17 protein-coding genes are annotated in these 26013 nt (G+C 52.1%); 16 read left to right on the top strand and 1 reads right to left on the bottom strand.

The annotated features are described in order from the left end of the window. Positions 1 to 153: 153 nt before the first annotated feature. The 12 genes from QMO62_RS25875 to QMO62_RS25930 all read left to right on the top strand — a co-directional run bounded on the left by QMO62_RS25875 (position 154) and on the right by QMO62_RS25930 (position 15970). Positions 154 to 1275, top strand: a complete 1122-nt coding sequence (locus QMO62_RS25875) for an ABC transporter ATP-binding protein (RefSeq protein ID WP_284645389.1) — start codon at positions 154 to 156, stop codon at positions 1273 to 1275. A 31-nt stretch (positions 1276 to 1306) separates the two neighbouring features. Continuing rightward, positions 1307 to 4267 carry an extracellular solute-binding protein gene (locus tag QMO62_RS25880; RefSeq protein WP_372516738.1) on the top strand — a complete coding sequence of 987 codons (2961 nt, stop codon included), beginning with the start codon at positions 1307 to 1309 and terminating at the stop codon, positions 4265 to 4267. A 73-nt stretch (positions 4268 to 4340) separates the two neighbouring features. Next, a complete protein-coding gene (locus QMO62_RS25885) occupies positions 4341 to 5246 on the top strand; it encodes a carbohydrate ABC transporter permease (RefSeq protein WP_284646680.1) in 906 nt (301 codons plus the stop codon). Then, the gene (locus tag QMO62_RS25890) at positions 5246 to 6154 is read left to right on the top strand and encodes a carbohydrate ABC transporter permease (protein WP_284645391.1); all 909 of its coding nucleotides are present in this window, start codon (positions 5246 to 5248) and stop codon (positions 6152 to 6154) included. Before QMO62_RS25885 ends, QMO62_RS25890 begins: the two co-directional genes overlap by 1 nt. A gap of 18 nt (positions 6155 to 6172) precedes the next feature. Beyond that, positions 6173 to 8317, top strand: a complete 2145-nt coding sequence (locus QMO62_RS25895) for a YIP1 family protein (RefSeq protein WP_284645392.1) — start codon at positions 6173 to 6175, stop codon at positions 8315 to 8317. Further along, on the top strand, positions 8314 to 10638 hold the full coding sequence (locus QMO62_RS25900) for a DUF5696 domain-containing protein (protein ID WP_284645393.1): 2325 nt from the start codon (positions 8314 to 8316) through the stop codon (positions 10636 to 10638). Before QMO62_RS25895 ends, QMO62_RS25900 begins: the two co-directional genes overlap by 4 nt. Further along, complete coding sequence (locus tag QMO62_RS25905) at positions 10635 to 11504, top strand: carbohydrate ABC transporter permease (RefSeq protein ID WP_284645394.1); 870 nt, start codon at positions 10635 to 10637, stop codon at positions 11502 to 11504. The genes QMO62_RS25900 and QMO62_RS25905 overlap by 4 nt, the downstream gene beginning before the upstream one ends. Before the next feature lie 15 nt (positions 11505 to 11519). After that, complete coding sequence (locus tag QMO62_RS25910) at positions 11520 to 12491, top strand: carbohydrate ABC transporter permease (RefSeq protein ID WP_284645395.1); 972 nt, start codon at positions 11520 to 11522, stop codon at positions 12489 to 12491. Positions 12492 to 12626: 135 nt separating this feature from the next. After that, entirely contained in the window at positions 12627 to 13334 is a 708-nt protein-coding gene (locus QMO62_RS25915) for a response regulator transcription factor (protein WP_284645396.1), read from the top strand. A gap of 5 nt (positions 13335 to 13339) precedes the next feature. Continuing rightward, positions 13340 to 14722: a sensor histidine kinase gene (locus QMO62_RS25920; RefSeq protein ID WP_284645397.1), complete on the top strand. Its 1383-nt coding sequence runs from the start codon at positions 13340 to 13342 to the stop codon at positions 14720 to 14722. 482 nt (positions 14723 to 15204) lie between these two features. Then, the gene (locus tag QMO62_RS25925) at positions 15205 to 15366 is read left to right on the top strand and encodes a hypothetical protein (protein WP_284645398.1); all 162 of its coding nucleotides are present in this window, start codon (positions 15205 to 15207) and stop codon (positions 15364 to 15366) included. Positions 15367 to 15397: 31 nt separating this feature from the next. Next, on the top strand, positions 15398 to 15970 hold the full coding sequence (locus QMO62_RS25930) for an MFS transporter (protein ID WP_284645399.1): 573 nt from the start codon (positions 15398 to 15400) through the stop codon (positions 15968 to 15970). Here QMO62_RS25930 and QMO62_RS25935 read toward each other — a convergent pair. Continuing rightward, positions 15890 to 16732, bottom strand: coding sequence for an AraC family transcriptional regulator (locus QMO62_RS25935; RefSeq protein ID WP_284645400.1), 843 nt, complete (start codon positions 16730 to 16732; stop codon positions 15890 to 15892). The two genes, QMO62_RS25930 and QMO62_RS25935, sit on opposite strands and share 81 nt — an antisense overlap. Before the next feature lie 299 nt (positions 16733 to 17031). Here QMO62_RS25935 and QMO62_RS25940 point away from each other — a divergent pair, with 299 nt between their 5' ends. From QMO62_RS25940 to QMO62_RS25955, 4 genes are all read left to right on the top strand, one after another. Next, entirely contained in the window at positions 17032 to 18342 is a 1311-nt protein-coding gene (locus QMO62_RS25940) for an ABC transporter substrate-binding protein (protein ID WP_284645401.1), read from the top strand. Between the two features lie 185 nt (positions 18343 to 18527). After that, positions 18528 to 22973 (top strand): CBM96 family carbohydrate-binding protein, encoded by a 4446-nt coding sequence (locus QMO62_RS25945; protein ID WP_284645402.1) that lies wholly within the window; start codon positions 18528 to 18530, stop codon positions 22971 to 22973. 128 nt (positions 22974 to 23101) lie between these two features. Then, positions 23102 to 25069 (top strand): heparinase II/III domain-containing protein, encoded by a 1968-nt coding sequence (locus QMO62_RS25950; protein ID WP_284645403.1) that lies wholly within the window; start codon positions 23102 to 23104, stop codon positions 25067 to 25069. Continuing rightward, complete coding sequence (locus QMO62_RS25955) at positions 25039 to 25992, top strand: ABC transporter permease (RefSeq protein WP_284645404.1); 954 nt, start codon at positions 25039 to 25041, stop codon at positions 25990 to 25992. The genes QMO62_RS25950 and QMO62_RS25955 overlap by 31 nt, the downstream gene beginning before the upstream one ends. The last annotated feature ends 21 nt before the right edge of the window (positions 25993 to 26013 follow it).

Raw genomic sequence — 26013 nt, forward strand, 5'->3', positions numbered from 1 at the left:
TTTAGACGGTACTGCAGCGTAATAGAACAACATTTTCCAAAAATATCCTTGGCACTCAAGCTTTAGATATGTGGAATTTCTTCACACCGTCTTCACATCCCTTACGCTACAATAATAGTAAGATCGTGTAAATTGTACGCGGAGGCGATAGCAATGGCCAAGATTCTAATCAATCACTTATATAAACGGTATGCGAAGGATAAGCCGCCGGTCGTAAAGGATTTCCATCTGGAAATTCAGGACAAAGAGTTCCTCGTTTTCGTCGGCCCGTCCGGCTGCGGCAAATCGACGACGCTTCGCATGATCGCAGGCTTGGAGGATATCTCCGAGGGAGAGATCTATATCGGGGATACGCTGGTTAACGACCTGCCTCCGAAGGATCGGGATATTGCGATGGTGTTCCAGAATTATGCGTTGTATCCTAACATGTCGGTATATGAAAACATCGCCTTCGGACTTCGTTTACGCAAGCTGCCGAAGCATGAGATCGATCTCGCGGTGAAACGGGCCTCGAGGGTGCTCGAAATTGAGCAATATCTGGAGCGCAAGCCTAGAGAGCTCTCCGGGGGACAGCGGCAGCGGGTGGCGCTCGGTCGGGCGATCGTACGAAATCCGCAGGTTTTCCTGATGGATGAACCGCTTTCGAACCTGGATGCGAAGCTTCGGGTGCAGATGCGCACTGAGATCATCAGCCTGCATAAGAAGCTTGGAGTTACCATGATCTATGTTACGCACGATCAGATTGAAGCGATGACCATGGGAGACCGCATCGTCGTCATGAAGGATGGCGTGATTCAGCAGGTGGATACGCCGGAGACGATTTATACCTTGCCGAATAACACGTTTGTGGCCAGCTTTATCGGTTCGCCGCCGATGAATTTCATCGAGGGCCGAATTCAAGAAGGGGCCGGCGGGAAGCTGGAATTCCACACGCCGCGCTTTGCACTGGAAGTTCCGGAAGGCAAAACACAAGCGCTTACGAAAAACAAACAAGTGAACCGTACCGTGATCTTGGGGATCCGACCGGAGAATGTCAGCTTGGAATCCCTTGTGTTCCAGGCGTTTCCGAAAGCGATTGTGCCGGGAGTCTTTAAGCTCGACGAGCTGATGGGTGCCGACCGCTTTCTGCATCTGGACATCGGCAAGGATAAGGCGCTAGTCGCACGTGTGAACCCGAGGTACCGTTTCAATGAGGATGATAAAGTCGAGGTTGCTCTCGACATGTCTAAGGCGCTGTTCTTTCATCATGAAACCGGCGAGCGCTTGCTTGATTAAGATCTATGGGGGAAAGGAGTGAAAAGTACCCATGCCCGTGTTGACCAAGTGGAAAACCTGCAAACGCTTACTCTCAACGTCGTTGATCGTAGCGCTCGCTCTTACCAGCGCGCTTCCGGGAGCTCTTCCTAAGGCCGATGCCGCAGGAGAAACGCCGGCTGCCGCCAATACCAGTGCTTCATTAATGAAAGACACGGAGCCGTACTATGCGGATGTATGGAAAGGCTGGCTGGAGAAGGGCGCTAAGCCGGCAACGGGGACTATCGAGCTTGCCGCAGCGAATAAAGCTGTCATACAAGCAATGAGTGACCATATCACCCTGGGAAGCTATGAGGGAAAGCAGAATACCCTGCAATGGACCGGAACGGGGAATGGCTGGGTCGAATATAAGCTGGACGTTCCGGCCGATGGATTGTACGAGATGGAGGTTTCTTATCGTCCCATTACAGGGAAAAGTCTGAGGCGTCCCGCCGTGTGGAATATGTCGCTGGACGGGAAGAGCCCGTTCCGCGAAGCTTCTTCCATCACATTGTACCGGCAGTGGAAGGATGTCAGGCCGATTAAGAAGGATGACCGGGGCGATGATATTCGACCGAGATCGGAGGACATCTCCGGATGGACGGTGACCTCCTTGCGAGATTCCGGCGGGGCCTACGCGGAGCCGCTGCAGTGGTTTCTTACAAAAGGGACGCACGTCCTGCGGATCGAAGGCTACGAGCCGGTTGCGCTGGAGTCCATTAAGCTGACGCCGCCTAAGAAGCTCAAGACCTACGCTGAAGTGAAGGCCGCGTATCCGGGCGCCAAGCCGATAGCTGCCGATGTACTGACGATCCAAGCGGAAGAGCCTGCTGTCAAGAACGATTCCTCCATCCAGATGGCTTCGGATACGGACATGCGTACCTTCCCGTTGGCTACGGGGAACATCACCTTTAATACCATTGGAGGGAAGCGGTGGTGGAATCAGAACCAGGAGCTGACCTGGACGCTGAACGTACCGGAATCGGGTCACTATAAGCTGGCCATGCGTACGCTGCAGAACACGATTTCCCAGAAGGCCTCTTATCGGACGATTCGCATTGACGGAAAGGTGCCGTTCCAGGAATTCCTGACGTATCGTTTCCCTTACAGCACAGGCTGGGAAGGGACGATTTTGCAGCAGGAGGACGGCACTCCATATGAGCTCTACCTGGAGAAGGGAAATCATACGCTCTCCATGGCCGTCACTCACGCTCCATATAAGCCGATTATTCTAGGTATTGAGAAGCTGCTGGATCTTCTGTATACCGTAGATCAGGATTTGCGTTCCCTCACCGGCGGAACCGATGACAAGAACCGAACCTGGAGAGTGGAGAAGGAGCTGCCCGACTTGACTCCTCGCATGAAGGAGGCTGCGAAGCAGCTGACTCAGCTCGCCGGGCTGACCGAGCAAGTGAACGGCCGGCAGGACAATATCAGCCAAGGCTTTGCTTCCTCGGCGCTTGATCTTGAGAAGCTGCTGCAGAAGGTCGATGACATTCCGTATCACTTAAGCACTATCACCTCGATGGAGGAGAAGGTCGCCAAATTTATCGATGTCTTGATGCAGCAGCCTTTGCAGCTGGACGAAATTTATTTGGCTCCGGCGAACAAAGAGCTTCCCAAAATGACAGCGTCATGGCCGGCCAAAATCAAAGGAGCCGTTGTTAATTTCTTCTACACCTTCCGAACCAAGGACAGATTAACGGAGATGAAGGACACGGAGCTGAACGTTTGGGTGCATCGCGGGAGAGACTACGTTACGCAGCTCCAGGAGCTTGCCGATGAATTGTTTACACCGGAGACGGGGATTAAGGTACGAGTCAATCTTCTCCCGAATACGCAGCTGCTCGTCATGGCGAATGCAGCGGGCATTCAACCGGATATCGCCCTCGGCCTGTCTCAGGATCTTCCGGTTGACTATGCGATTAGAAACAGCATTCACGATTTGTCCCAGTTCCCGGACTTCAATGAAATCTATAAGCGCTACAGTCCTGGGTCTTGGCTTCCGTTTTATTACAACAAGGGCTACTACGCGATGCCGGAAACCCAGTCGTTCCAGGTGCTGTTCTACCGGAAAGATATCCTGGACCGTCTTAATATGAAGCTTCCGAACACATGGGAGGACGTATATGCGCTGCTTCCGGATCTTCAGCAGAACGATATGAATTTCTTCGTCAATCCTAAGGAATTCATGATGTTCTTCTTCCAGAACCGCAATGACTTCTTCAGCAAGGACGGCATGAAGACCGTTCTGGATACGCCGGAGGGCTTCCAAGCCTTCAGGCAGTGGACGGACATGTTCAATATTTATGCGATGGAGCGCGAGGTGCCGAGCTTCTACCAGCATTTCCGCAAAGGCACGATGCCGATCGGAATTTCCGATTACAATATGTACATTCAGCTCTCCGCAGCGGCGCCGGAAATTAGCGGACGCTGGGGTATCGCTCCATTGCCGGGTACCAAGCAGCCGGATGGAAACATCACCCGATGGGCCGGCGGCGGTCAGACGACGGGCGTGATTTTCAAGGCATCCAACAAAAAGGATCAGGCGTGGCAATTCATGAAATGGTGGAATTCCGCCGAGGTGCAGGAGCGCTACGGCGCCGATTTGGAATCGTTCAACGGCATTTCGTTCCGCTGGAACACCTCGAACATCGAGGCATTCACCAAGCTGCCATGGAAGCGGGAGGACGCGAACGTCATCTTGGATCAGTGGCGCTGGTATAAGGACATGCCGAACCTGCCCGGAGGGTATTTCCTAACACGGGAAATCACGAATGCCTGGAACCGCACCGTAGTCGACGGGATGAACTACCGGAATTCCCTCGAGCTTGCCGTGATGGAAATCGACCGCGAGCTGAAGCGTAAGCAGCAGGAATTCGGGTTCGTCGATGTGGACGGCAATGTGAAGAAAACGTTGGATTTACCGGTTGTCGATAAGCCGTGGGAAGGAGTGAGGACGTATGTTAAATAATGGAACCGGCGCTATACAGCCTGCGGTGAAGGGTGTGAAGGCACAAGGAAAGCCGAGCCTGGCATCCAAATTCATGGGTCTTCTTTCCGAGATCTGGGCTTATCGCCTCTCCTACTTGTTCATTGCACCGTTCATGCTGTGCTTTGCAGCATTCATCGTCATACCGGTAGGCGCGGCGATCGTATTGAGCTTTACTTACTTTAATGCGATCGAACCGCCGCGTTTTATCGGCTGGAGCAACTTTCAGTATTTGATATCACAGGATTTGCTTTTCCTGAAATATGCGCTTCCGAATACGTTCAAATTTGCGATTATTGTCGGTCCGGGCGGCTATATCGCCGCTTTCCTACTTGCATGGCTTATCTCGCAGCTGCCGGGCTCCACGCGCCGCTGGTTTGCGCTCGCTATGTACACCCCGTCTCTTACGGCGGGGATCGCGATGGCGATTGTATGGCTTCCGATGCTGACAGGGGACCGGATCGGTTACTTGAACAGCATCCTGCTCGAGCTGGGCTTTCTGGATGAGCCTCGGCTTTGGGTGACGGATAAGGCGTATCTCATGAACTCGATGATTGCCGTTACGCTGTGGTCCAGCATGGGGGTCGGTTTCCTGGCGATGCTTGCAGGGATACTCAACGTAAACAGCGAGCTGTACGAGGCGGCACGCATCGATGGAATGAAGAGCCGCTTACAAGAGATTTGGTACATTACGATCCCTTCGATGAAGCCCCAAATGCTGTTCGGTGCGGTCATGGCCATCGTGTCCACCTTTAAGGCAGGGGCGATCGGGGTGGAGTTGTCAGGTACGAACCCGACGCCGCAATACGCGGGTCACTTGATCATTAACCATATTGACGATTATGGCTTTATCCGTTTCGAAATGGGTTATGCGGCGGCCATCTCGGTATTCCTCTTGCTGCTGATGTACGCATCCAATAAATTTTGCTGGGGCTTGTTCGGCTCGAAGGAGGATGAATAATGCAGCGCACCTTAACCTGGTGGAAGCAGCTGCCGCGGCTGTGGGGAGGGGGCGGCTCCAAGCTCAAGTCCATGGACGGCTTCCAGAAGCTGTTGATCCTGTTCCTCATCATACTGTCGGCGTTTATGCTGCTGCCGCTCGTCTATATATTTAACCATGCACTGAAGCCGTATCATGAATTGTTCGTGTATCCGCCTACCTTTCTGGTAAGAGAGCCGTCACTTCAGAACTTTGTAGAATTGCTGCTGGTAGCCTCCAGCTCTACGGTTCCGGTAAGCCGTTATCTGTTTAACAGTCTGATCATCTCAGGCGGAGCGGTAGTATGTGTCACGATCGTTAGCGCGATGTGCGCTTATCCGATATCGAAGCATAAATTTCCGGGGCATAAAATGGTATTCGCCACTATTATCCTGACGTTGATGTTTGCGCCGGAAGCGGTTCAAATTCCGCGTTATCTGGTCGTCAGCAACCTAGGCATTATGAACACGTACTGGGGGCATATTCTCCCGCTGGTTGCGATGCCGGTCGGTGTGTTTCTTCTAAAGCAGTTTATCGATCAGCTGCCTAACGAGCTGCTTGAAGCGGCGCGAATTGATGGAGCGGGAGAATTTCTCATATTCTTGCGGGTCGTCATTCCCGTTTGTATGCCTGCGGTAGCGACCGTAGCGATCCTGACCTTCCAGAGCTCTTGGGGGAACGTCGAGACCTCCACGCTCTTTATGCAGGATGACGAAATGAAGAATTTCCCGTTCTTCTTGTCCACATTGACCAATAACTTGGCCAACAGCGTGGCGAGACAGGGAGCGGCAGCGTCAGCAGCACTTATCATGTTCATCCCGAACCTGATCATATTCTTGTTCTTCCAGGGGAAAGTGATCGCTACGATGGCTCACTCCGGGATTAAATAGGAAGGAGGAGAACGTTAGTTGAACAAACGTCATTCATTCAGATCGCTTCTCCTTGTACTATTGGTTGTCCTTATGACGGTTTCGATCTGGCCGGTTTCCGCATTCGCTTACGTCCCATATGACACCAATTATAAAGATAGCTTCGGCCAGCTCGTCTGGACACAATCGGCTTATAACCCTGTTGCGGCACTTGGCCGCGACATCTATGTGCCGGATCCGAAGGACCCGAGCAAGCAGGTATATTCTCCGCTCGTACAGCCTAAGGATTTGTTCATCGACAGCAAAGATCATATTTACATTGCCGATACCGGGAATAGCCGGATCGTGCACCTGGACGAGAAAGGACAACTGCTCCGGATTCTGGATGTCAAAGAAAGTCCGCTGAAGAAGCCGGAGGGGCTGTTTATCGACCAAAAGGGCGATATTTATGTGGCCGATACCGGCAATAAGCGGGTCGTTCGTCTCGATAACAACGGAAAGCTGATGAAGGAATTCAAGCAGCCGACATCCAAATTTTTGCCGGACTCCTTCAAGTATGATCCGATCAAGCTTGTCGTTGACAAGCGCGGGTTCCTCTATATTGCCACACTAGGCGGATATCAGGGATTGCTGCAGCTCGATCCGGACGGCAACTTCCTGAGCTTCTTCGGGGCCAATAAGACGGAATTTTCGGTTATGGACGCGTTCAAACGTCTCGTCTATACCCGTGAAATGTACCTTCGCGAAATTAGCAAGCTGCCGGGCTCGGTAGCCAGTGTGACCATTGACCAGAACGGGCTGATCTACACGGCGACCAAGGAAGTAGCTTCAGGGCAGCTTAAGAAGCTGAACATAGCAGGGAAGGATCTGCTCGCCTTCAAGGATGAATTTTCCGACTCAGTCACGACCAAATCGTTCGGGGAAGTCAGATTCCCTCCGAGGGATAAGCTGCAGAAGCCCCAGCTCAGTGATTTGACGGTGGATCGCAGCGGTAACATTACGGCGATTGATTCGACTCTCAAGTATGTGAACCAATACGACGGCAACGGCAATCTCCTCTTCTTCTGGGGCGGCTCCTCACCGGCCTCCTCTAATCGTCTCGGCGTGGTGAAGACGCCTTCGGCGATTGCCAACAACTCGAAGAATGAGCTGTTCATCTTGGATGAAGAGAACGGCGCGGTCCAAATGTTCCGTCTGTCGGAATTCGGCGCTCTGGTGCATAAAGCGAACCAGCTCACCCAAGATGGACGCTATGAAGAGAGCGAGAAGCCTTGGCAGGAGGTGCTGCGCTTAAACGCCTACTATACTCCTGCGGTGCTTGGGCTTGCCAAAGCCGCTTATAAGAAAGGCGAATTCGAGAAAGCGGAGAGGCTGTTCTTCGAAGCGGGATTCGTGCAAGGCTATTCGGACGCCTTCTGGCAAATCCGTCTACAATGGTTCCAGAAGCATTTCGGCGTGCTGATGAATATCGTGCTCATCGGCGGCTTGGCTCTTTATCTCCTGAACCGGTTCACCCGTAACACGAGCTGGAGAAAGGCATGGAAGCATCGCAAGCCGTCGGACATTCCGCTGGTGAATCAGTTAAAGCATGCCTTTTATATTCTGAAGCACCCTCTGGATGGGTTTGCTGCGATCCGTTATGAAGGAAAAGGCAGCATGCTTAGCAGCACGATCCTGTTCCTCGTTTCGGCGGCTTCCTTCTGCGTGATGCGGGCAGGCACCGATTTCATGTTCAATCCGTCCGCGGCGCAGGAGATCAACCTAGTGACGATTTTCACCCAGTTCGTCATCGTCTGGTTCGGGTGGGTGATCTCGAACTACTTGATCAGCACGATCTATCGGGGAGAAGGTCGCTTCCGCGATGTGGTGTATGGCAGCTCGTATGCGTTATTCCCGTTTGTACTGCTGGGACTGCCGCTGACGTTCCTATCCAAGCTGATGACGCTCAGTGAGGCTGCGATTTTCTCCTTCCTGGAGACGGCGCTGATCGCATGGGTTGCCCTGCTCATGGTATGGAAGGTGCAGGCGATGCAAAATTACAGCGTCGGAGAAACGGGAATGAACATCTTCCTGTCCATGGCGACCATGACGATTCTCGGCGTTCTGATCTTCGTTACGTTCGGTTTAACCAATGAGCTCAAAGACTTCTTCTATTCCGTGTACCAGGAGGTGACGATCCGATGACCCGCAACTATCGGAAATTCAAAATGTTATCCGCAGCCGCCTTGGCAGCTGTTACGGCTGCGGGTCTGCTCGTGTCGCAATCGCCGCCGCAGCTCGGTATGGCTGCGGCACCGGCGCCGGCTGCTCCTGCTCCGGCACAGCCGGCGGATTCGAAGCCTGCCGCTCAGACCACACCGGCTCCAGCTCAAGCACCAGCTCAAGCGCCTGCTGCCCAGGCGAACCGAGCAGCGGAGCTCCCCGACGAGAGCAAGTTCCGCATGGTCGCTGAGAATGCACAGCTTCGTCTGTGGGTTGACAGCACGACAGGTCATTTCAAGACGGAGGACAAACGAAGCGGCAAGGTGCTCCGCTCGTATCCGAATCCGGAGCATTGGTCGAAGGAAACGATATCCGGTACGTGGAGGAACAACCTGCGCTCGCCGATCATGCTCGAATACATTGATATGGCCAATTTCAAGTCTCAGCCGAAGATCATCAGCTGGGCGGAGGACAAAGGCGTTCTGGAAGGGTTCCAGACCACCTCGGACGGGTTTAAGCTGACGTATCATTTTGCGGGTACCGGGTTTAAAATTCCAGTAGAGGTCAAGCTGGCCGATGATTATGTGGAGACGAAAATCGTGGACAGCGCCATTGTCGAAGGCAAGCTGTCGCTGCTCAATCTAAAGCTGTATCCGCTTCTAGGCGCGGAGCCTTCACTGGACCAAGAAGGATACATGCTCGTGCCGGACGGTCCCGGCGCACTGATCCGCTTCAAGCCGAACCGTACGCAGGACAAATCGATTTATCGGGAAAGCATCTATGGAAGCGACTATGCGTTCTTCAACGAAGAAACGGCCAGACAATATGTCGTGGCTCCGATTTTCGGATTGAAGTCCGGAGATACGGCGTTTGTGGCTGTGATGACCAGTGGAGAGGAATATGCAAAGCTGTTCGCATCCCCATCAGGGGCGTTCGGGATTTCAAACTGGATCACACCGGAATGGCAGTATCGAGTGAAATTTTTCCAAAATACGAGTCAGAAGGGCAATGCCGGGTTCTTCACCTATAGCAAGGAGAGATTCTCCGTACAGCGTACCGTGCGATATTATTTGCTTGACCCGGCTCAAAGCGATTACACCGGAATGGCCTCCAAATACCGGCAGTATCTGATGAAGGACAAAGGCCTGAAGCCGCTGCAGACGGTAAGCAAAAAGATTCCGATGTTCGTGGATATCGTAGGCGCAGACCGGAAACAGGGGCTCATCTGGGATAAGTATTTGAAGGGTACTACGACGTCGGAAGCGACGGAGATGATCAACCGGCTGTATGGGCTGGGCATTGAGAACATGACGATTAACTATTCCGGCTGGCAGGAAGGCGGCTACAGCAAATATGGGGATTTAACCGAGGTGGATTCCCGTCTGGGCGGAAATAAAGGGATGAAGCAGTTTATTCAATTCGCTCACAGCCTGAAGCTACCGGTGTTCCTGACGGCCAACTACAGCCAAAACAATACGGAAACGAACGGCTTTAGGCCGAGATACGACGGGATGCGCAATTTGGCCGGACGCCTGATTGAGTTTACTAACTTTAATAACCGGGACCTGATCACCATGATGAGTCCGCGCTACGCGACCCAGATGATTTCCAAGGATCTGCAGCTGTTTAAAGAGCTGGGCGCCGACGGACTGCATCTGGAGGACGGCATCGGACGTTACCTGAACAGCGACTTCAATGATCGCCACAGGGCTCCCCGCTCTGAGGTCAGGAAGCTGCATGAGCAGGCTATGAAGGAGATCAAGGAAACGCTCGGCGGTGTCAGCGTCGAAAGAGGCAATATGTACGGTATCGGAGAGCTGAAGCACATTCATCGTATTCAGCAGGATCATTCCCATGATCTCTTCGTCGATGAGGCGGTTCCGTTCCTTCAAATTGCTTTGCACGGGCTGGTCAGCTACACGTCGGACTGGTCTAATCTAAGGGATCAGTATCAAGAGGAGTTTTTACGATCGATCGAGTATGGGGCTTACCCGGGCTTCATCTTTACTCATGCGGATTCGGGGGAAATGAAGGGCGCGTATTCGATCTGGTACTACAGCTTGAATTACCGGGATTGGGAAGTGAAGGCGCTGGAGGAGTACCAACGCTTTAACGAGGCGCTTGGCGATGTGCAGAACAAGCTCATTACCGGCCACCGGACGCTCGCGCCGAATGTGAAGCAGACCGAATACGAGAACGGGAAGAAGATCATCGTCAACTATAATGCCGAACCGTATACGAACGGAAGTATCAAGGTTCCGGCACAAGACTTTATCGTGATTACAGGAGGGAAGACTCCATGAACCGTCGCAGATGGAAGCTAAGCGCCGTCTCCCTTCGGAAGCTGGAAGGCTCATTGTTTATTGCACCGTGGGCTTTCGGGTTCCTCACCTTTCTTGCCTTCCCGCTCGCATACTCGCTGTATATGAGCTTTCAAAGGGTTCGGATTACCGCCAGCGGGATTGAATATACTCCAGTCGGCTTTCAGTACTACCGGGAAATTCTGCTGGCGGACGGAGGCTTGCTTTACAACGACCTGCTGCCGTTTCTCCGTCAATCGCTTTTCATGATTCCGATCATCGTCGTGTTTTCCTTGATGGTGGCGATTTTACTGAATCAGAAGTTTCTTGGCCGCGGTTTCTTTCGGGTCATTTTCTTCCTGCCGGTGATCTTCTCCTCCGGTCAAATCATCCAGGAGTTCATTACCCAAGGGGAAGGGACGCTTGGCTTTGTACAAGAATTCGAAATCGGCAGCTTCATTACCACATATCTTCCTGCCGCCTGGTCCGCACCGATCATTAAAGTCATTAGCTCGTTCGTGCTGGTGCTGTGGTACTCCGGCGTCCAGATTCTGATCTTCTTGGCGGGACGTCAGACGATCTCGGTCTCGGTGTATGAAGCCGCGAGAATCGACGGAGCGGACCCTTGGGAAACGTTTTGGAAAATTACGCTGCCCGGCATGTCTCCGTTCATTTTCCTGAACATCATTTATACGGTCGTTGATTTGTTTACCTTCCCGTCGAACCCGATTATTACGAAGGTAACTACAGCGAATTACGGCTTATCGAGTGCACTGGCATGGATTTATTTTATCATCGTCATGATTTTCCTTGGCATTGCGATCTTCATCTTTAGCAGATTGACCAAAACCGCAACCGCCAGCCGATAGAAGGGAGGGAACGACATGCAACGACTCACGGAGATTGTGAGAACAAGATACAGCCCGAAGGAGCTGAATACAAGAAAGCTGCTTCTGAACACGCGCAATACGCTTCTAGGGAAGGAAGCCAACCAAGGACTTATCTTCCGGCTGTTCATGTACCTGATTCTGGTCGATACGGCATTTATCTATGTCAAGCCGATTCTGTATATGGTCACCACCATGATCAAGGATGCCAACAACCTGCTCGACCCTGCGGTAATCTGGGTGCCGCGGTCTCTCTTCTGGGGGCACCTGCAGGAAGCATTCCGGCTGCTGAAATATCCCAGCGCATTCTCCATCAGCTTAACGGCCTCGTTATCCGTAGCCGTACTGCAGGTGATTTCCTGCGCTATTGCCGGTTATGCGTTTGCGCGGCTCGAATTCCCGTTTAAGAAAACCATGTTCGTGTGCCTGATCTTTTCCTTCGTGATGCCGCCGCAGGTAACGATTCTTCCCTCCATCCTGCTCTTCAAGGAGTTCGGATGGCTGAATACGTACCTGCCGCTCATTATCCCGGCGATTTTCGGGCACGGACTGAAGGGTGCTTTATTTGTTATCATCTTCCGGCAGTTTTTCTCAACCCTGCCTAAGGAGCTGGAGGAAGCGGCCAAGATTGACGGAGCGAGCGTATTCCGGGTGTTCTTCCGGGTGATGCTGCCGATTTCGAGCTCGGCCATTATCGTCGTATTCCTGTTCTCCTTCGTGTGGAACTGGAACGACTTCTATTATCCGTCAATGTACATGTTCGGAGCCAAAGAGGTTCCCTTGTCCATCAGCTTGTCGAGATTGGCCGCTGCGCTTACGGCGGAAGCGGAGCAATCGGGACCTAGCGTCTTTGCGGAGCCGATCAAAATGGCCGCATCCTTCCTCATTATCATGCCTGTGCTGGCGGTATACGCCTTTACTCAGCGCTGGTTCGTAGAAGGAGTAGAACGTACAGGGCTGGTAGAATAGAACGGTAAGCTTTGGAGGAGGCCTTCTTCCGGCGGAAAATCCGCTTTAGGAAGGGCCTCTTTCTTGCATTCCTGCTTGTCCCAATTCGCAGTGACAGATATGATAGAGAGAAGAAGAAAGTTCAGGGGGGCCGCCATGCGGATTTTGGTTGTTGAGGATGAACCGAAAATACGGGAAGTGCTGATCGCTTATCTTCGGAACGAAGGGTGGGCGGTTGACGATACGGGAAGCGGCCGGGAAGCGCTGGAATGGTTTCAAAGCCGATCCTATGACCTCGTCCTGCTTGATTTGATGCTGGAGGAACTTTCCGGGGAAGAGGTGTGCCGGGAGATCCGGCGCCATTCTATCGTTCCTATCATTATGCTTACCTCCAAATCGAAGGAGAGCGATACGATCGAAGGGCTTAACCTCGGTGCGGATGATTATATTGCCAAGCCTTACCGGATGAAGGAGGTCATCGCCCGGATCCATGCGCTGCTGCGCAGGGTAAGGACCTATGCTCCCGAAGTGCAATCGGCGTCTGTTCTCACATTTGATAAAGGTAAGCTGGTGTTAAATCTGGAGGAGAAGACACTGCTGGTACGGGGCCTGCTGACCGGCTTGACGTTGACCGAATTCAAGCTGATGAGCGTGCTCGCCGAGAAGCCGGGCAAGCTATTCAGTCGAACGGAGCTGACGCAGCTCGTGTTAGGCTACCGGTTTATGGGGGATAGCCGCTCGATCGATACGCACGTGAAAAATTTGAGGAAAAAGATCGAAGAGGATGTTAAGGAGCCTAGGTATATTTTGACGATGGTAGGAGCCGGGTATAAATTCGCCGCGGAGCCTGACCGCAAGGATTGATGTCGATGAAAGCTTATTTTCGTAAAATGAATGTCATCCTGTTTCTTACCCTACAGATCAGCTTCTTTATCCTGTTATCCATCATTACTTATGGCTACAGCTACAACTGGGGCGATGTTTTTCAGCAATATCAGCAGGAGCAGGTGAAGATCAATGCCTTTAAAATGATGGATGATCTTCGCAATGAAGAGATGAGCGTCGGTCCGTACACGGAGGAGCAGCAAGCCTGGTTAACGCGCCGCGCCACGCTGTATGGCATTCTTATTCGTTATGGCGAGGATCGGCAGCAAATATGGTTCGATATGTTTTCACGCATCACGGATCCTAAGGCGGTCTACCTACAGGAATTTCCCGTCGTGGCCAAAGGGGAACATCGCGGCTTGCTTCAGGTAGCGTATCTCAAGCAGATGAACGAGCTGGACCCCAGCTTCGTAGCCTATCAGGGCATGATGAAGAAACGATCCGCTCTCTTATTTGGCGTTGCCCTTTTGCTTTCGATTGTAATCAGTGTGATGGTTTCAAGGCTGCTTTCGCGCCATCTTCAGCGGTTAAAGGATACTGCGGACAAGATCCGGACCGGGGACCGGGAGACGAAGGCGGTTGTTCTCGGTCCGGAGGAGATCCGGCAGCTGGCGCTGACCTTGAACGAGCTTTCCGTGGAGCTGCGCCGGCAGGAGGATTGGCGTCACAACCTGATGGAGGATTTGACTCACGAGCTAAGGACCCCGCTGACCTCCATGCTCTCGCAGCTGGAGGCTATGATCGACGGCATTTACGAGGTGGACGTAGAGTGGCTGCAGCAAATCTATGATGAAATCATCCGGCTGACCCGGCTTGTAACCGACATGGAGAAGCTTTCGGAGGCGGAAGCGGCACGATTCACCATCCATATCACCAAGGTGGATTTAATCCAACTGACGGAGCAAGTATTTCGAAGCTTTCAGCCGCTCGCCAAAAGCAAGGGCATCCGGATGCGGTTCAGCAACCCGAATGTACCGTGCTACGCTGAGGTGGATCGCGATAAGATCGTCCAGGTGGTCTCCAACCTAGTGTCCAATGCGATCAAATACACAAACGACGGCGGCGCGATCACGATCGGTGTGGACTGGCACGGAGACTACACGATTCTGTATTGCAGGGATACGGGGATTGGCATCGGACCGCAGGATCAGCCCTACGTATTTAATCGGTTGTACCGGGCGGACAAGTCCCGTTCCCGCTTCAGCGGCGGTGTAGGCTTGGGACTTAGCATTGCCAAGGCGCTTGTAGAAGCGCATGACGGTGTGATTGAGCTGGAAAGCGAGCTCGGTAAGGGGTCGCTGTTCCGGGTGACGATTCCCAATCAGTACAAAAATATGAAAGCCTTGCACAATGAAATGAACGCATAGCCGTGTAAGGGAGAGAACACTTTCCGACTCTTTGCCGATGGCCGTATCAACGGGGAGGGCTGGCGGAAATTCAATGCATGGCAGCCGACTTCTCCAATAATGAAATGGCTAGGCGAATTGGCATGTTTCGGAGTAATGCGAAGTGAGTAGTCGTCGAACGACTAGGAGGGTGTCGTAGGGCACCCTCATTTCCGCGTAAAGCTGCAAAATTGCAGAAATCTATGTGCCGTACCCGGGTTCAGAACGAGATTTGTGCGAAAACTCACTTTTCAAAGCGTACAAAGGCTGCAAACAGGCTTTGTACGTTTTGAAAGTTGTATTTACGCAGAAATCCACCGATTTCACTGGGGAAAAACGGATTATTTCTGCTTATTTGCAGAATTATGCTGAAACCACTAGAAGCATTTTATATGCTGAATCTTTCCGCAGCACAGCCGCGTCTCCTAGGAGTCCCTCTCTTTTGGCAAACAGATATAGCATGATTGGTAAGGGCGGCATGGGGAGGCCGGGAAGGGCTCTCCAGCCTGACGACGCCGTTCATGGCCATTTATTTTGCAAGTAAGCTGGGCACGACTTTTGCCGGGATGGCTACGATCTTCTTTATTCTCGACGGGGCCTTCAGCGGCTTTGTCGGCGGATATTAAGCGGACCGGATCGGACGGAAGAAATGCAAGCATGCTGATTATGTCGGTAGAATTTCATTTAGGCAATTACATTGGGATCGGCTTGGAAAAAGAGGTAGCGGAGGCCAGCGTATTCAGCTGGGGAGCTTGGTCTTATCAGTTTAACGGCATTCAGTTGCTTGGATTACTGCGCACAGAGAATACGATTCTCGTCGTGCTGTTATCTTTCTTGATACGGGCGTTGATGCAGCGTTTCGCGGAAGAGCCGCTTTTGATGGGAGGCTTTCTCGACTATGCTCTGTTTTACGGCCTGATTGCTTACTGCGACCGTCCGTGGGTGCTATTCGGCGCCATGGTTATCGCGACCTTCGGAGAGCTGCTATACGTTCCGATTAAGCATGCGTATTTGGGGTGCATTGTTCCCGAGCATGCCCGCGGCTCCTACATGGCCTTGGATGATGGCATACATCGAAGCTGTATCCGCTTAGAAAACTCGATGAGACCGATCCGTGCTTACGGGTCGGTCTCTATGCATGAACTTCGATTATGTATATTTGGACGGGGCGACGCCGGTTGCTTTCGTAAACGCCTTATAGAAGTTGGAGTAGTCTTCAAATCCAGATAAGCGCGCGGCTTCCGCCGGAGGCACGGAGAGCTTTAATAAGGCGGTAGCTTTGGACAAACGCTTGTTCAATACATACTGTTTAAAGGAAACACCCATGGTCTTTTTGAATAAATGCGAGAAATAGTACTTATTAATATGAAATCTTCCTTCGATCTCATCCAATGTAATGTTGACGGACAAATGATCATGGATATAACGGATGATCCTCTCCAGCTTCTCATGCTGCTCAAGTGTCGGCTCATCAGGCCCGGAGTAGGAGGAAATCAATTCATTGATATGGACGAGCAGCCGAATGAAGGTGAGTTCGATCAGCAGCCGGTTCTGAGGGTTCAGCTCCTGACCCAATTGTTCGATTTCGGTAAAATAACGCCGGAGCTGCGCTTCCTCGACGATGCTTGCCGGCAACCGATTGAAGCTGGCGGGCTTCTTCCTTTCGAAATACTGGAGAAGATCATAGCCCGGGCTGCAATAATGGCTGCAAAATTGCGGCTTGAAGAAAACAAGGATCCGCTCGTAGCTTTCATCCGTGCTGAAATAAGGGCGGTGCATTTCCTTATTGTTAAAGATAAGCAGGTCTCCCGGAAGGAGACTATAGCTTTTGCCCTCTATCTGATAATCAACGCTGCCGGAAATGAGGTAATACAGCTGATAACGGGATTCCAAATACAGCCGGTGCTGGTCGTTATCCGGCTTCGGTGTCAGGCTGTGCATGTAGGTGAAGGCTCCGTTCCCCAGCGTAAAGGCTACCATTGTTGTGGACATAGGACAATCTCCTCTCCCGCACGGTCAAAGCCGAAACGTGATCATGGTGACCTGGTAAGATGAAGGGGGTAAGACAAGCAATAAAATTGAAGAAATAGCAAGCTTTGCAATTATAATAGCAATATTTACCATACCCAGTAAAGTGGCCTTTGAATTATACTTAGCCCAGTCGGACCCAATGGAGGGGGGATATGGAATTTATTTTGACGAAACAGCCTGTAACTCTTGGACATCCAGTTGATGACTTGATAGTAAGCCACGAAATGGAAGCGCTTAACTAAATGATGGGAGGTCATCGAATGAAAGCTAGGAAAGCATTGGCAGGTTCTCTTCTAGCCTTAAGCTTAGGAATGACGACTGCTTGCTCGGGAGGCAGCGCACCGGTAGGTCCCGCGCCGCAGGCTGTCGAACCCAGCAAGACTAAAGAGCCGGTGGAGTTAATTATTAGCCCTTACTGGCTCAGTATGAGCGACCAAGAGTTCGAGGATTTGATGTTCAAGCCGCTTAAGGAAAAATTCCCGCATATCACGATGAAGCTGGATCGGACGGATCCGACCAAGATGCAAGCGAACGGCCAGTTTCCTGACATATTCTACACGGCAAATTCCAGACTCAGCTTATATTTCGATTTAAATATTCCCTATGACATGAGCCAGTTGGCCAAGAAGCACAACCTGGACCTGAACAAGTTCGCCAAGCCCAACATTGATTGGGTTAGGGAGCTCGGTCCCAAGGGCGAAATTTACGGGATCCCGTTTGATTTAAACCACATGGCGCTTTTCTATAACAAGGATTTGTTCGATAAGCGAGGCGTTCCCTATCCTAAGGAAGGAATCACTTGGGATGAGCTGTATGACTTGGCGAAAAAGCTGACATATGTAGAAAATGGAGTTCAATACCGCGGGGTCCTGCCGCAAAATCCGGAATTTTTCACCCGCGTGAAGTCGACGCCGCTGATTGATGCCAAGACCAATAAGAGCTTGATCGACACGCCTGAGAATAAAGTCATCCTGGAGAGAATTCAAAGATTTTTTCAAATTCCAGGTATGATTGTGAATAATGAGTATCCGATTAAGGGGGCGGATTTCATCAAGGATCAAACGGTGGCGATGTACGTGAATTGGCTTACCGACGTCTCCAGCACGATGCAAGCAGGGAATGTAACTATGAACTTTGACATCACGGCTGCTCCGATGCTTACCGAATTGCCGGGTTTGACCATCGACCCTGGAGCCAAGCTGTTGGGAGTCTCCAATACAAGTCAGCATAAAGAGGAAGCATTCGAGGTCATTCAGTTCTTGACGACTTCTCCCGAAGTGCAATCGCGAATCAACCGCAGGGCACGTTTAACGGCGCTGGCAGACGAGACGATCCGAAGCCAGTTTGGCGCTGACATGGAAGTGCTGAAAGGGAAAAATGTGCAGGCCGCTCTAAAGGTAAAGCCGGCCAAGATGATCCCGCCCAACATCCATACAATCACCGCTGCAGGCGGACTGAACGGTGTGCTGAAGGATTTGGCCCTGGGTACTAAGGATATTAATACGCTGCTGAGAGAAGCCCAGGAAGCCGCGGACAAGAAAATAGAGCAGGACATGAAAGCGAAAAAGTAGGCCTTTAACTGTGCCGTATCAAAATGTAACCGGATACAAGTGAGAATTACTAGCGTCATCCATTCTTCTGAATTGTGAAAGGGGAGATTTCTTTGGGGGACAATGCAAGAACAGCAGTGAGGAAAGGAGCATGCTCACCCGCTTTCTTCGTAAGAATGACCATTTTGATTGCGTTGCTTGTAGGAATGCTTCCCTTAGCTCCTGCGCAGGGGGAGCCGGCGGCAGCGATACCTACGGAGGGTCCGAACTTGCTTCTCAACGGCAGCTTCGAACAAATAACGAACGGCTTACCCGCTTCGTGGAGTAAATGGATTGCAAGCGGTTATACCGGCAATCCGCAATTTACTCTAGATGAGAATGCAATCAAAAGCGGCAGCCGCTCTTTGCGGATACAATCGGCTGAACCCGCGAGGGCAAGCATCAATCAGTCGATCCGCGTAGAACAAAATCAAAGCTACAGGTTAAGTGTTTGGGCCAAGCTGGATAACATCGTCTCAACGGATAGAGGAGTTGTTATGCGCTATCAGTTTTTCGACGCAAACAACACGAAGATCGGAACCGATAACTATGTGGGCGCCCGAAAGGGAACCGCGGATTGGGACCAAATTACGCATCAAGCGACCGTTCCTGCCGGTGCTTCCAGGATGCTGGTCGAGTATTTTCTGTGGGCCGCTTCCGGAACCGTATGGTTTGATGATGCGCAGGTATCCAAGGTCATACCGATCACCGATAGAATCAAAGCCGAGCATCCGCGGCTGCTGGCAAGCGCTTCGGATTTCGCCGCCTTAAAGGATCGTATTGCGGCAGATCCCAGACTTCAATCCTGGTATGACAAACTATACGCTAGAGCTGAAACGATATTGACGGAGCCGGCTTCCATCTATGAAATTCCGGACGGGGTCAGATTATTGGCGGTTAGCCGAAAGGTCAAGGACCGCATTCAAGCACTGGGCCTGATGTACCGTCTGACGGAGGATGCCCGGTTTGCCGAGAGAGCCTGGAAGGAGCTGGAGGCCGCTGGCAAATTTAAGGATTGGAATCCAAGTCACTTTCTCGATACGGCGGAGATGACCTACGCCTTTGCCATCGGCTATGATTGGCTCTACGATTATTGGTCCGCTGAACGGAAACTATTTCTCCGCGATGCCACGGTGAACAAGGGATTCAACCCGGCGCTGGCCGGCTACAAAAGACCTGACTTTTGGGTGAATACAAGCAACAACTGGAATTTTGTAGTCAATGGGGGCATCGGCATGGGAGCTCTGGCTTTCGGAGATGAGCCGGAGGTGAAGGCGCTCGCAGAGGATCTTCTTGGGCGCGGCTTCCAATCGCTGCCGAAGGCACTGGCACAATGGGCTCCGGACGGAGGCTGGTATGAGGGACCCGGCTACTGGGCATATTCCGTCGAGTACGCCGGACTTTATATGAAGGCGCTGAAGACAGCCGTTGGAACGGACTTCGGCTTGTCCCAAAGCCCCGGCTTTCCGTTAAACGGAGATTTTCCGATCCATATGTCGGGGCCGATTAACATGACCTTTAACTTTGCGGATGCGGGCTCGGGTCTGCCTAATTCTCCCTCGCTGCACTGGTTCGGATCCGAATTCAATAAACCGGAATACGGCTGGTGGCAGGCCCAGCGTGCAGACTTAAGCCCGTCACCGCTTGATTTGCTCTGGTATGCTCCGAACGACTATCCCGGACCGCGTTCTTCCCATTTGCAGCTGGATAAATACTTCCGCAATGTGGAAGCTGTCTCTATGAGAAGCTCGTGGGAAGACCCGCGTGCCGTTTTTGCGGGCTTCAAGGGAACGAGCAAGGAAAAGAATCACAACAACCTCGATGCGGGTACGTTTGTGCTCGACGCACTGGGCGTGCGCTGGGCGCAGGAGCTAGGGGCCGACAACTACAACTTGCCGGGATATTTCGGCGGGGAACGTTGGACGTATTACAGGATGAGAGGCGAAGGCCAAAATGTTCTGGTGATCAACCCGGATGAAAGTCCGGATCAAGATCCCGCCGCTACCATCAGCATCAGCAAATTTGCTTCATCGCCTCAGGAGTCGTTTGCCGTTGCTGACCTGACACAAGCCTATGCGAAAAACGTGGTGAAAGCGGAACGCGGCATCCGCCTTCTGGACCATCGGCGCCAATTGCTGATCCAGGATGAAGTGCAGGCGAAATCCCCATCCGATGTGTGGTGGTTTATGCATACCGCTACCCAAGTGGAGCAGATCGCACCTGACGGACAATGGGCTATGCTTAATAGTAACGGAAAACGGCTGTGGGCGCGCATTCTTTCCCCGTCTCAAGCCAAGTTCGTGGTGATGGATGCCGTACCGCTGCCAACGTCCCCCAACCCGGAAGGACAAAATTCGAATGCGGGAATACGCAAGCTGGCTATTCATCTGGAGGATGTACAGGATCTTAGATTGGCCGTTCTGATGGTTCCGCTGCGCGAAGGGGAATCTCCGCCGGTGGAGCTGCCTCAGGTAATGCCGCTTTCGGAGTGGAATACACCTACTGTAGAAGTACCTTTGTTACATTCGATTACCGTTAACGGCAAACCTCTAGAAAGCTTCACGGCTGAGTCGTTCACCTATGACGTTAACCTGCCCGATGGATCGACGACAGCACCGATTGTGACAGCAGTTGCTGCCAATTCGAATGCTTCGGTTCACGTGCGGCAAGCTTCGGGAGTTCCGGGAACGGCTTGGATTAACGTATCGACTCCCAGTGGGGGTACCGGAACGTATCAAATTCATTTCCAGAGCAAGGTTAGCGTAGGAGACGTTGGTTTGCCCGTTGCCGATGTAACGGCTAGCAGCGATGACGGCAATATCGCGCTGAACACGATAGACGATGATTTGGATTCCCGATGGTCGGCAGAGGGAGATGGAGAGTGGATCCGCTACGATCTGGGTACCCCGAGCACCATACGCAGTGTATCCGTTGCCTGGTATAGAGGGAACGAGCGGACTTCCTCGTTTGATATTGAAGTTTCGGGCGATGGCACTTCGTGGACACGAGTATTCAGCGGAAGAAGCAGCGGCATTACGACAGGACTGGTGAATTACGTTATCGGCGAGCATCAAGCACGCTATGTCCGTATTATCGGCCACGGTAATTCACAAAACCAGTTCAACAGTATTACTGAGGTTCGTATTTATGATCGCGTCGTGAGTGATCCAAACAGGACACCAGAGTTAATGAGCGTATCCCTTTCTACGAATACTACCGGTCTAAAGGTATCGCAGTCCACCCGGCTGCAGCTCTCGGGAGCGATGAACACCGGAGAGCCCGCCGACCTAACCAGGGCTAAGGTGGAGTACTTCTCTAGCAACCCGGCAGTGGTATCGGTAAGCGGTGACGGGGTAGTGACGGCAGTCGGCGAAGGCAGCGCAAGGGTAGTAGCCGCCGTGACACTGGACGGTTACCTTAAGTTTGCGGGGCTGAACTTTACGGTGATGGACCCGCTTAGCCGCGTATTCACTCCAGCCAAGGACACGTTCGCACGAGACGGAAGCTACGCCGACATAAACTATGGAAGCGGCGGCAATTTGACGGTCAAGAGGAGCAGTATAGGGTTCCAGCGTGAGGCTTTCCTTCAGTTTGACTTGGGTGATCTGACCGGCGACGTTGACTCAGCGGTGCTGTACCTCTACGGCAATGTTGCCGACAGCGCAGGGACGGAAATCGATAATACGGTTCGTGCGGTGGAAAACGATAGCTGGACGGAAACCGGTCTGACCTGGAACAACCGGCCATCCACAGGCGCATCATTGGCAACGACAAGAGTCAATAGTCAGCCGGCATGGCGGGAGTTTGACATAACGGACTTTGTCAAAGCTCAGGCCGCTGGAGATCGCACGGCAAGTCTCGCGGTCCTTCAAGAAACGGAACCCGGGTTAAGCACCAATTTCTACTCCAAGGAATCAGGTAAATTCAAACCATATCTGAAGGTGAAGCTGCTTGATAGTCATGTCCCTGCTATTAGTGTAACGGGAATCACTTATGGGGGAAGCTACGCGAACAGCGTTACCCCGGTCATAACGGCCGAGGACGCGGAGACCGGCGTCAAGAGTTTGTCCATTACGGTTGACGGAAAGCCTCATGAGTCCGGAGCAAACATAACGGCATTGGGGGTTCACGAGCTTACCGCAACCGCTGCGGATTATGCCGGCAATGTTTCGAACGTATCCGTAACCTTTGCTGTTTATGACCCGACGGCAGGACCGGTAACCGCGGGGGGCTGGTTCACTGCCGTCAATACGGAAACGGTCACCGGAAGCACTTACGGAAGTAAGGTTCACTTACAGGCAAACCTCGGATATAACAGCTTAGGTCAGCCGGAAGGGAGCTTGCGAATTCACGATGAACCGCGTGGAATCCGGTTCGAGCTGCAGCAGATCAAGTTCCTAGTCATTGCAGAACAAACGATGAGCCTGGTCGGGACCGGAATCGGTATGGACGGCCAAGAGTACCATGCGCAATTAGAGCTCTTGAATGACGCCGCGATGAACGGAAAGCCTAAACCTACGGTTTCTGTGTCCGTATGGCAAACGGATCGCAGCACCCCTGTGATGAAGGTAACCGGCCGACCGTTCACAGGAAACATGACGTTTCATAAATAACCTTTCCCGGGCAATTCTTGGATGATCCGTTCATCTGAGAATTGCCTTCTTTTTCATGAAGCCTAACAACCGCAAAAAAACACTCAAACACAGAAAGGAATCCCATGCCGAATGTCCCGAAAGAACGTATGATGGAATCGAAGGAGGGAGAGGGCGTCATGAAGCTATGGACGAAAGAATGGTTTGCAGAGATCAACGAGAAGGCGGCTCGCTCCCATCGGACACAGGATGTCAAAAAGCAGTTGTTTAACCGATTGGATTCCGAGGTTCAAAGGCCGTTGAGTATTCCTCTAACGGGAGGCGGCTGGTACCATCGTTACGTTTGCCCGAAGGACGGAACACGACTTACCTATAAGGCACGTGATAGGCATCTTTGCCCCAAATGCGGGGCGGTGTGGTCGGGTTCCCCTTGGGACGAATGCGGTGTCGATCTGGAGCATAGGCGTTATGCCGAATTAGCCAGAGATGCAGCTATCGGTTACGCCTTAAAAGGGGAATCGGCGTGGAGTCAGCTGGCGAAATCTATTGTGCTTTTTTATGCCGAACATTATGAACGGTATCCGCTGCACGATAAGAATAGTGGAGCGGGAAAGACGTCGGGCAAGGTGCATTGCCAGACATTAACCGAGGCCTCATGGATCGTTCCCATTGCTCATAGCTATCATATTCTTAAGGAGCACGGGCAATGGACGGCAGCGGAAGAGGAGCATTGCAGAAGAGGTCTGTTTCATAAGGTTCCGCCCCTTCTGCGACAGAATCGGATGGGCATTTCCAATTGGCAGTCGTATCATAATGCAGCGTTAGCGGCTATTGCTGCAGCGATCCATGATGAAGAGCTGATGCACGAGGCGATATATGATGGAAACAACGGCTTTTTGTTCCAAATGGAGCATTCACTCGATGAGGACGGCTTCTGGTACGAGGGGGCTTGGGGCTATCACCTGTATGCGTTGTATGCGCATGTCCAACTGGTGATGGCAGCAGATACATTCGATATGGATCTGAAGAATCATCCGCGGTTCAAGAAAATGTTTGAAATCCCATTGCTCGCGGCGATGCCGGATGGAACGCTTCCGGCCGTGCATGACTCGGAGAAGGTGAATCTGACGGGACGCGCCGCACTCTATGAATGCGCTTATGCGTGGTGGGGCCTGGGGACGGACCTGTTAAGCCTATCCAGGCGCGACAGCTTGTACAGCTTGCTGTTCGGTAAAGATTTGGACAGAGCTGCACCGGCAAACACACATGACCAAAAGATTGTAGAAGAGCAGCAGAGCATTTCTGCAATCCACCTTAAGAAAACGGGAATGATCGTGCTTAAGGAAAACGGAAGCCGCCCTAGAGCACTTCTTCTGGATTACGGACAGCATGGAGGGGAGCACGGCCACTTCGATAAGCTGCATTATTCGTTCTTCTCGGATGGGAAGGAATGGGTCACTGATGCCGGAATGCTTCCCTATGGACATCCGCTCCATTACAGCTGGTTCCGCCACACGATAGCCCATAACGGGATCGTGATTAACGGAGCGTCCCAGCGGCCGACCGAGGGTCAATTAACGGTGAACGAATATCGGAATGGAGCATATATGCTGCAAGCGGAATCGAGTGAGGCCTATCAGGGCGTGAAGCTTCGCAGGACGCTGTTCCTGGAGAGCCGATTTCTGCTCGATATATGCGAGGCGAGATCGGAGGTTCCTGTCACCATGGACTGCTTTCTTCATTTGGAAGGCGAACCGGAATCGGCGGATTTGATACGCTTGGGCGGGGAACCTGCCGAAGGCTTGGCCGGAGCCGACGGATATTCGCATCTGCAGAACGGCATCAGATTAGCTGACTGGCAGCGAAGCTGGCTGATCCGTTGGCGCTCCGGATCAGGTACGGAGCATCCTCTACGGATGTGGGGAATCGAGGAAGCTCCGGGAGTACAATCCTACATGTACGACACCCCGGCCATGCCATCAATCGGGCATAGGAAAACCCTCGTGCGCCGGCAGCAGGCAGTAACTTACGGCCGCTTTATTACGGGTTTTAGCAGGGAGCAGCAGGATATGGAGGAGGTGCTGACATGGCTACAACACAGACTGCCGATAAACTAGGGACTAGCTCTCCTTGGAAGCTGCAGCGGATTCGTTATATGTGGAAATATCGCACGTTATATTTTCTGGCACTTCCGCCGATTTTGTATTTCGTTGTTTTTAAATACGTTCCCATGTTCGGTTCCATTATAGCCTTTAAGAACTACAATATTTTCAAAGGCATTCTGGACAGTCCCTGGGCCGGGATGGATCATTTTCGCGCGATGCTGGAGTATCCCGAATTTCGGCGAATCCTATCCAATACCCTGCTGATAAATGTATATGATCTGCTGCTGTCCTTTCCGGCACCGATTGTACTGGCTCTTCTTCTGAACGAGATCCGAAGCACGCTTTATAAGAAGTGGGTGCAGACCGTCATCTACATGCCGCATTTTCTGTCCTGGGTTATCGTTAGCGGTATTGTCGTTGGCTTTCTCTCCCCTTCCTCAGGAATGTTCAACACCGTCCTCGGCTGGTTTGGTGCGGAGCCGGTCTATTTCATGGGAGACAGCGCCTATATTCGTTCGATCATTATTGGCTCCGGCTTGTGGAGAGACATCGGCTGGGGGACGATTATTTATTTGGCTGCCTTGGCCGGTATTCATCCTGATCTATATGAAGCGGCCGAGATCGACGGAGCCGGCCGGCTTCAGCAGACGCTGTCTATCACGCTTCCCGCGCTGCTTCCCACGATTGCCGTGTTATTCATGCTAAAAATCGGTCACTTTATGGACTTCGGATTTGAACGTGTCTTTGTTTTCCTCAACCCGTTAAACAGCCAGAATGGAGAAATTATCGACACCTACATTTATAAAGCGGGTCTCCTGGAGCAGCAGTACAGCTATACCACAGCGATCGGGTTGTTCAACTCGGTCCTGGGACTCCTGCTGGTTTTCTTGGCAAACTATCTGCATAAAAAAGCAACCGGTGAAAGCCTGTATTAGCGCGTATTAGAAGGAGAGTGA

Source organism: Paenibacillus silviterrae, from assembly GCF_030167925.1.
GTDB lineage: Bacteria > Bacillota > Bacilli > Paenibacillales > NBRC-103111 > Paenibacillus_G > Paenibacillus_G silviterrae.

What these genes read in the sequence shown, in the direction of transcription:
- QMO62_RS25885 (WP_284646680.1), top strand. Translation starts at nt 4,341, where the DNA reads ATGGGTCTTCTTTCCGAGATCTGGGCTTATCGCCTCTCCTACTTGTTC.
- QMO62_RS25935 (WP_284645400.1), bottom strand. Translation starts at nt 16,732, where the DNA reads ATGTCCACAACAATGGTAGCCTTTACGCTGGGGAACGGAGCCTTCACC.
- QMO62_RS25920 (WP_284645397.1), top strand. Translation starts at nt 13,340, where the DNA reads ATGAAAGCTTATTTTCGTAAAATGAATGTCATCCTGTTTCTTACCCTA.
- QMO62_RS25900 (WP_284645393.1), top strand. Translation starts at nt 8,314, where the DNA reads ATGACCCGCAACTATCGGAAATTCAAAATGTTATCCGCAGCCGCCTTG.
- QMO62_RS25880 (WP_372516738.1), top strand. Translation starts at nt 1,307, where the DNA reads ATGCCCGTGTTGACCAAGTGGAAAACCTGCAAACGCTTACTCTCAACG.
- QMO62_RS25955 (WP_284645404.1), top strand. Translation starts at nt 25,039, where the DNA reads ATGGCTACAACACAGACTGCCGATAAACTAGGGACTAGCTCTCCTTGG.
- QMO62_RS25945 (WP_284645402.1), top strand. Translation starts at nt 18,528, where the DNA reads ATGCTTCCCTTAGCTCCTGCGCAGGGGGAGCCGGCGGCAGCGATACCT.
- QMO62_RS25875 (WP_284645389.1), top strand. Translation starts at nt 154, where the DNA reads ATGGCCAAGATTCTAATCAATCACTTATATAAACGGTATGCGAAGGAT.
- QMO62_RS25905 (WP_284645394.1), top strand. Translation starts at nt 10,635, where the DNA reads ATGAACCGTCGCAGATGGAAGCTAAGCGCCGTCTCCCTTCGGAAGCTG.
- QMO62_RS25915 (WP_284645396.1), top strand. Translation starts at nt 12,627, where the DNA reads ATGCGGATTTTGGTTGTTGAGGATGAACCGAAAATACGGGAAGTGCTG.
- QMO62_RS25930 (WP_284645399.1), top strand. Translation starts at nt 15,398, where the DNA reads ATGCTGATTATGTCGGTAGAATTTCATTTAGGCAATTACATTGGGATC.
- QMO62_RS25950 (WP_284645403.1), top strand. Translation starts at nt 23,102, where the DNA reads ATGATGGAATCGAAGGAGGGAGAGGGCGTCATGAAGCTATGGACGAAA.
- QMO62_RS25910 (WP_284645395.1), top strand. Translation starts at nt 11,520, where the DNA reads ATGCAACGACTCACGGAGATTGTGAGAACAAGATACAGCCCGAAGGAG.
- QMO62_RS25940 (WP_284645401.1), top strand. Translation starts at nt 17,032, where the DNA reads ATGAAAGCTAGGAAAGCATTGGCAGGTTCTCTTCTAGCCTTAAGCTTA.
- QMO62_RS25890 (WP_284645391.1), top strand. Translation starts at nt 5,246, where the DNA reads ATGCAGCGCACCTTAACCTGGTGGAAGCAGCTGCCGCGGCTGTGGGGA.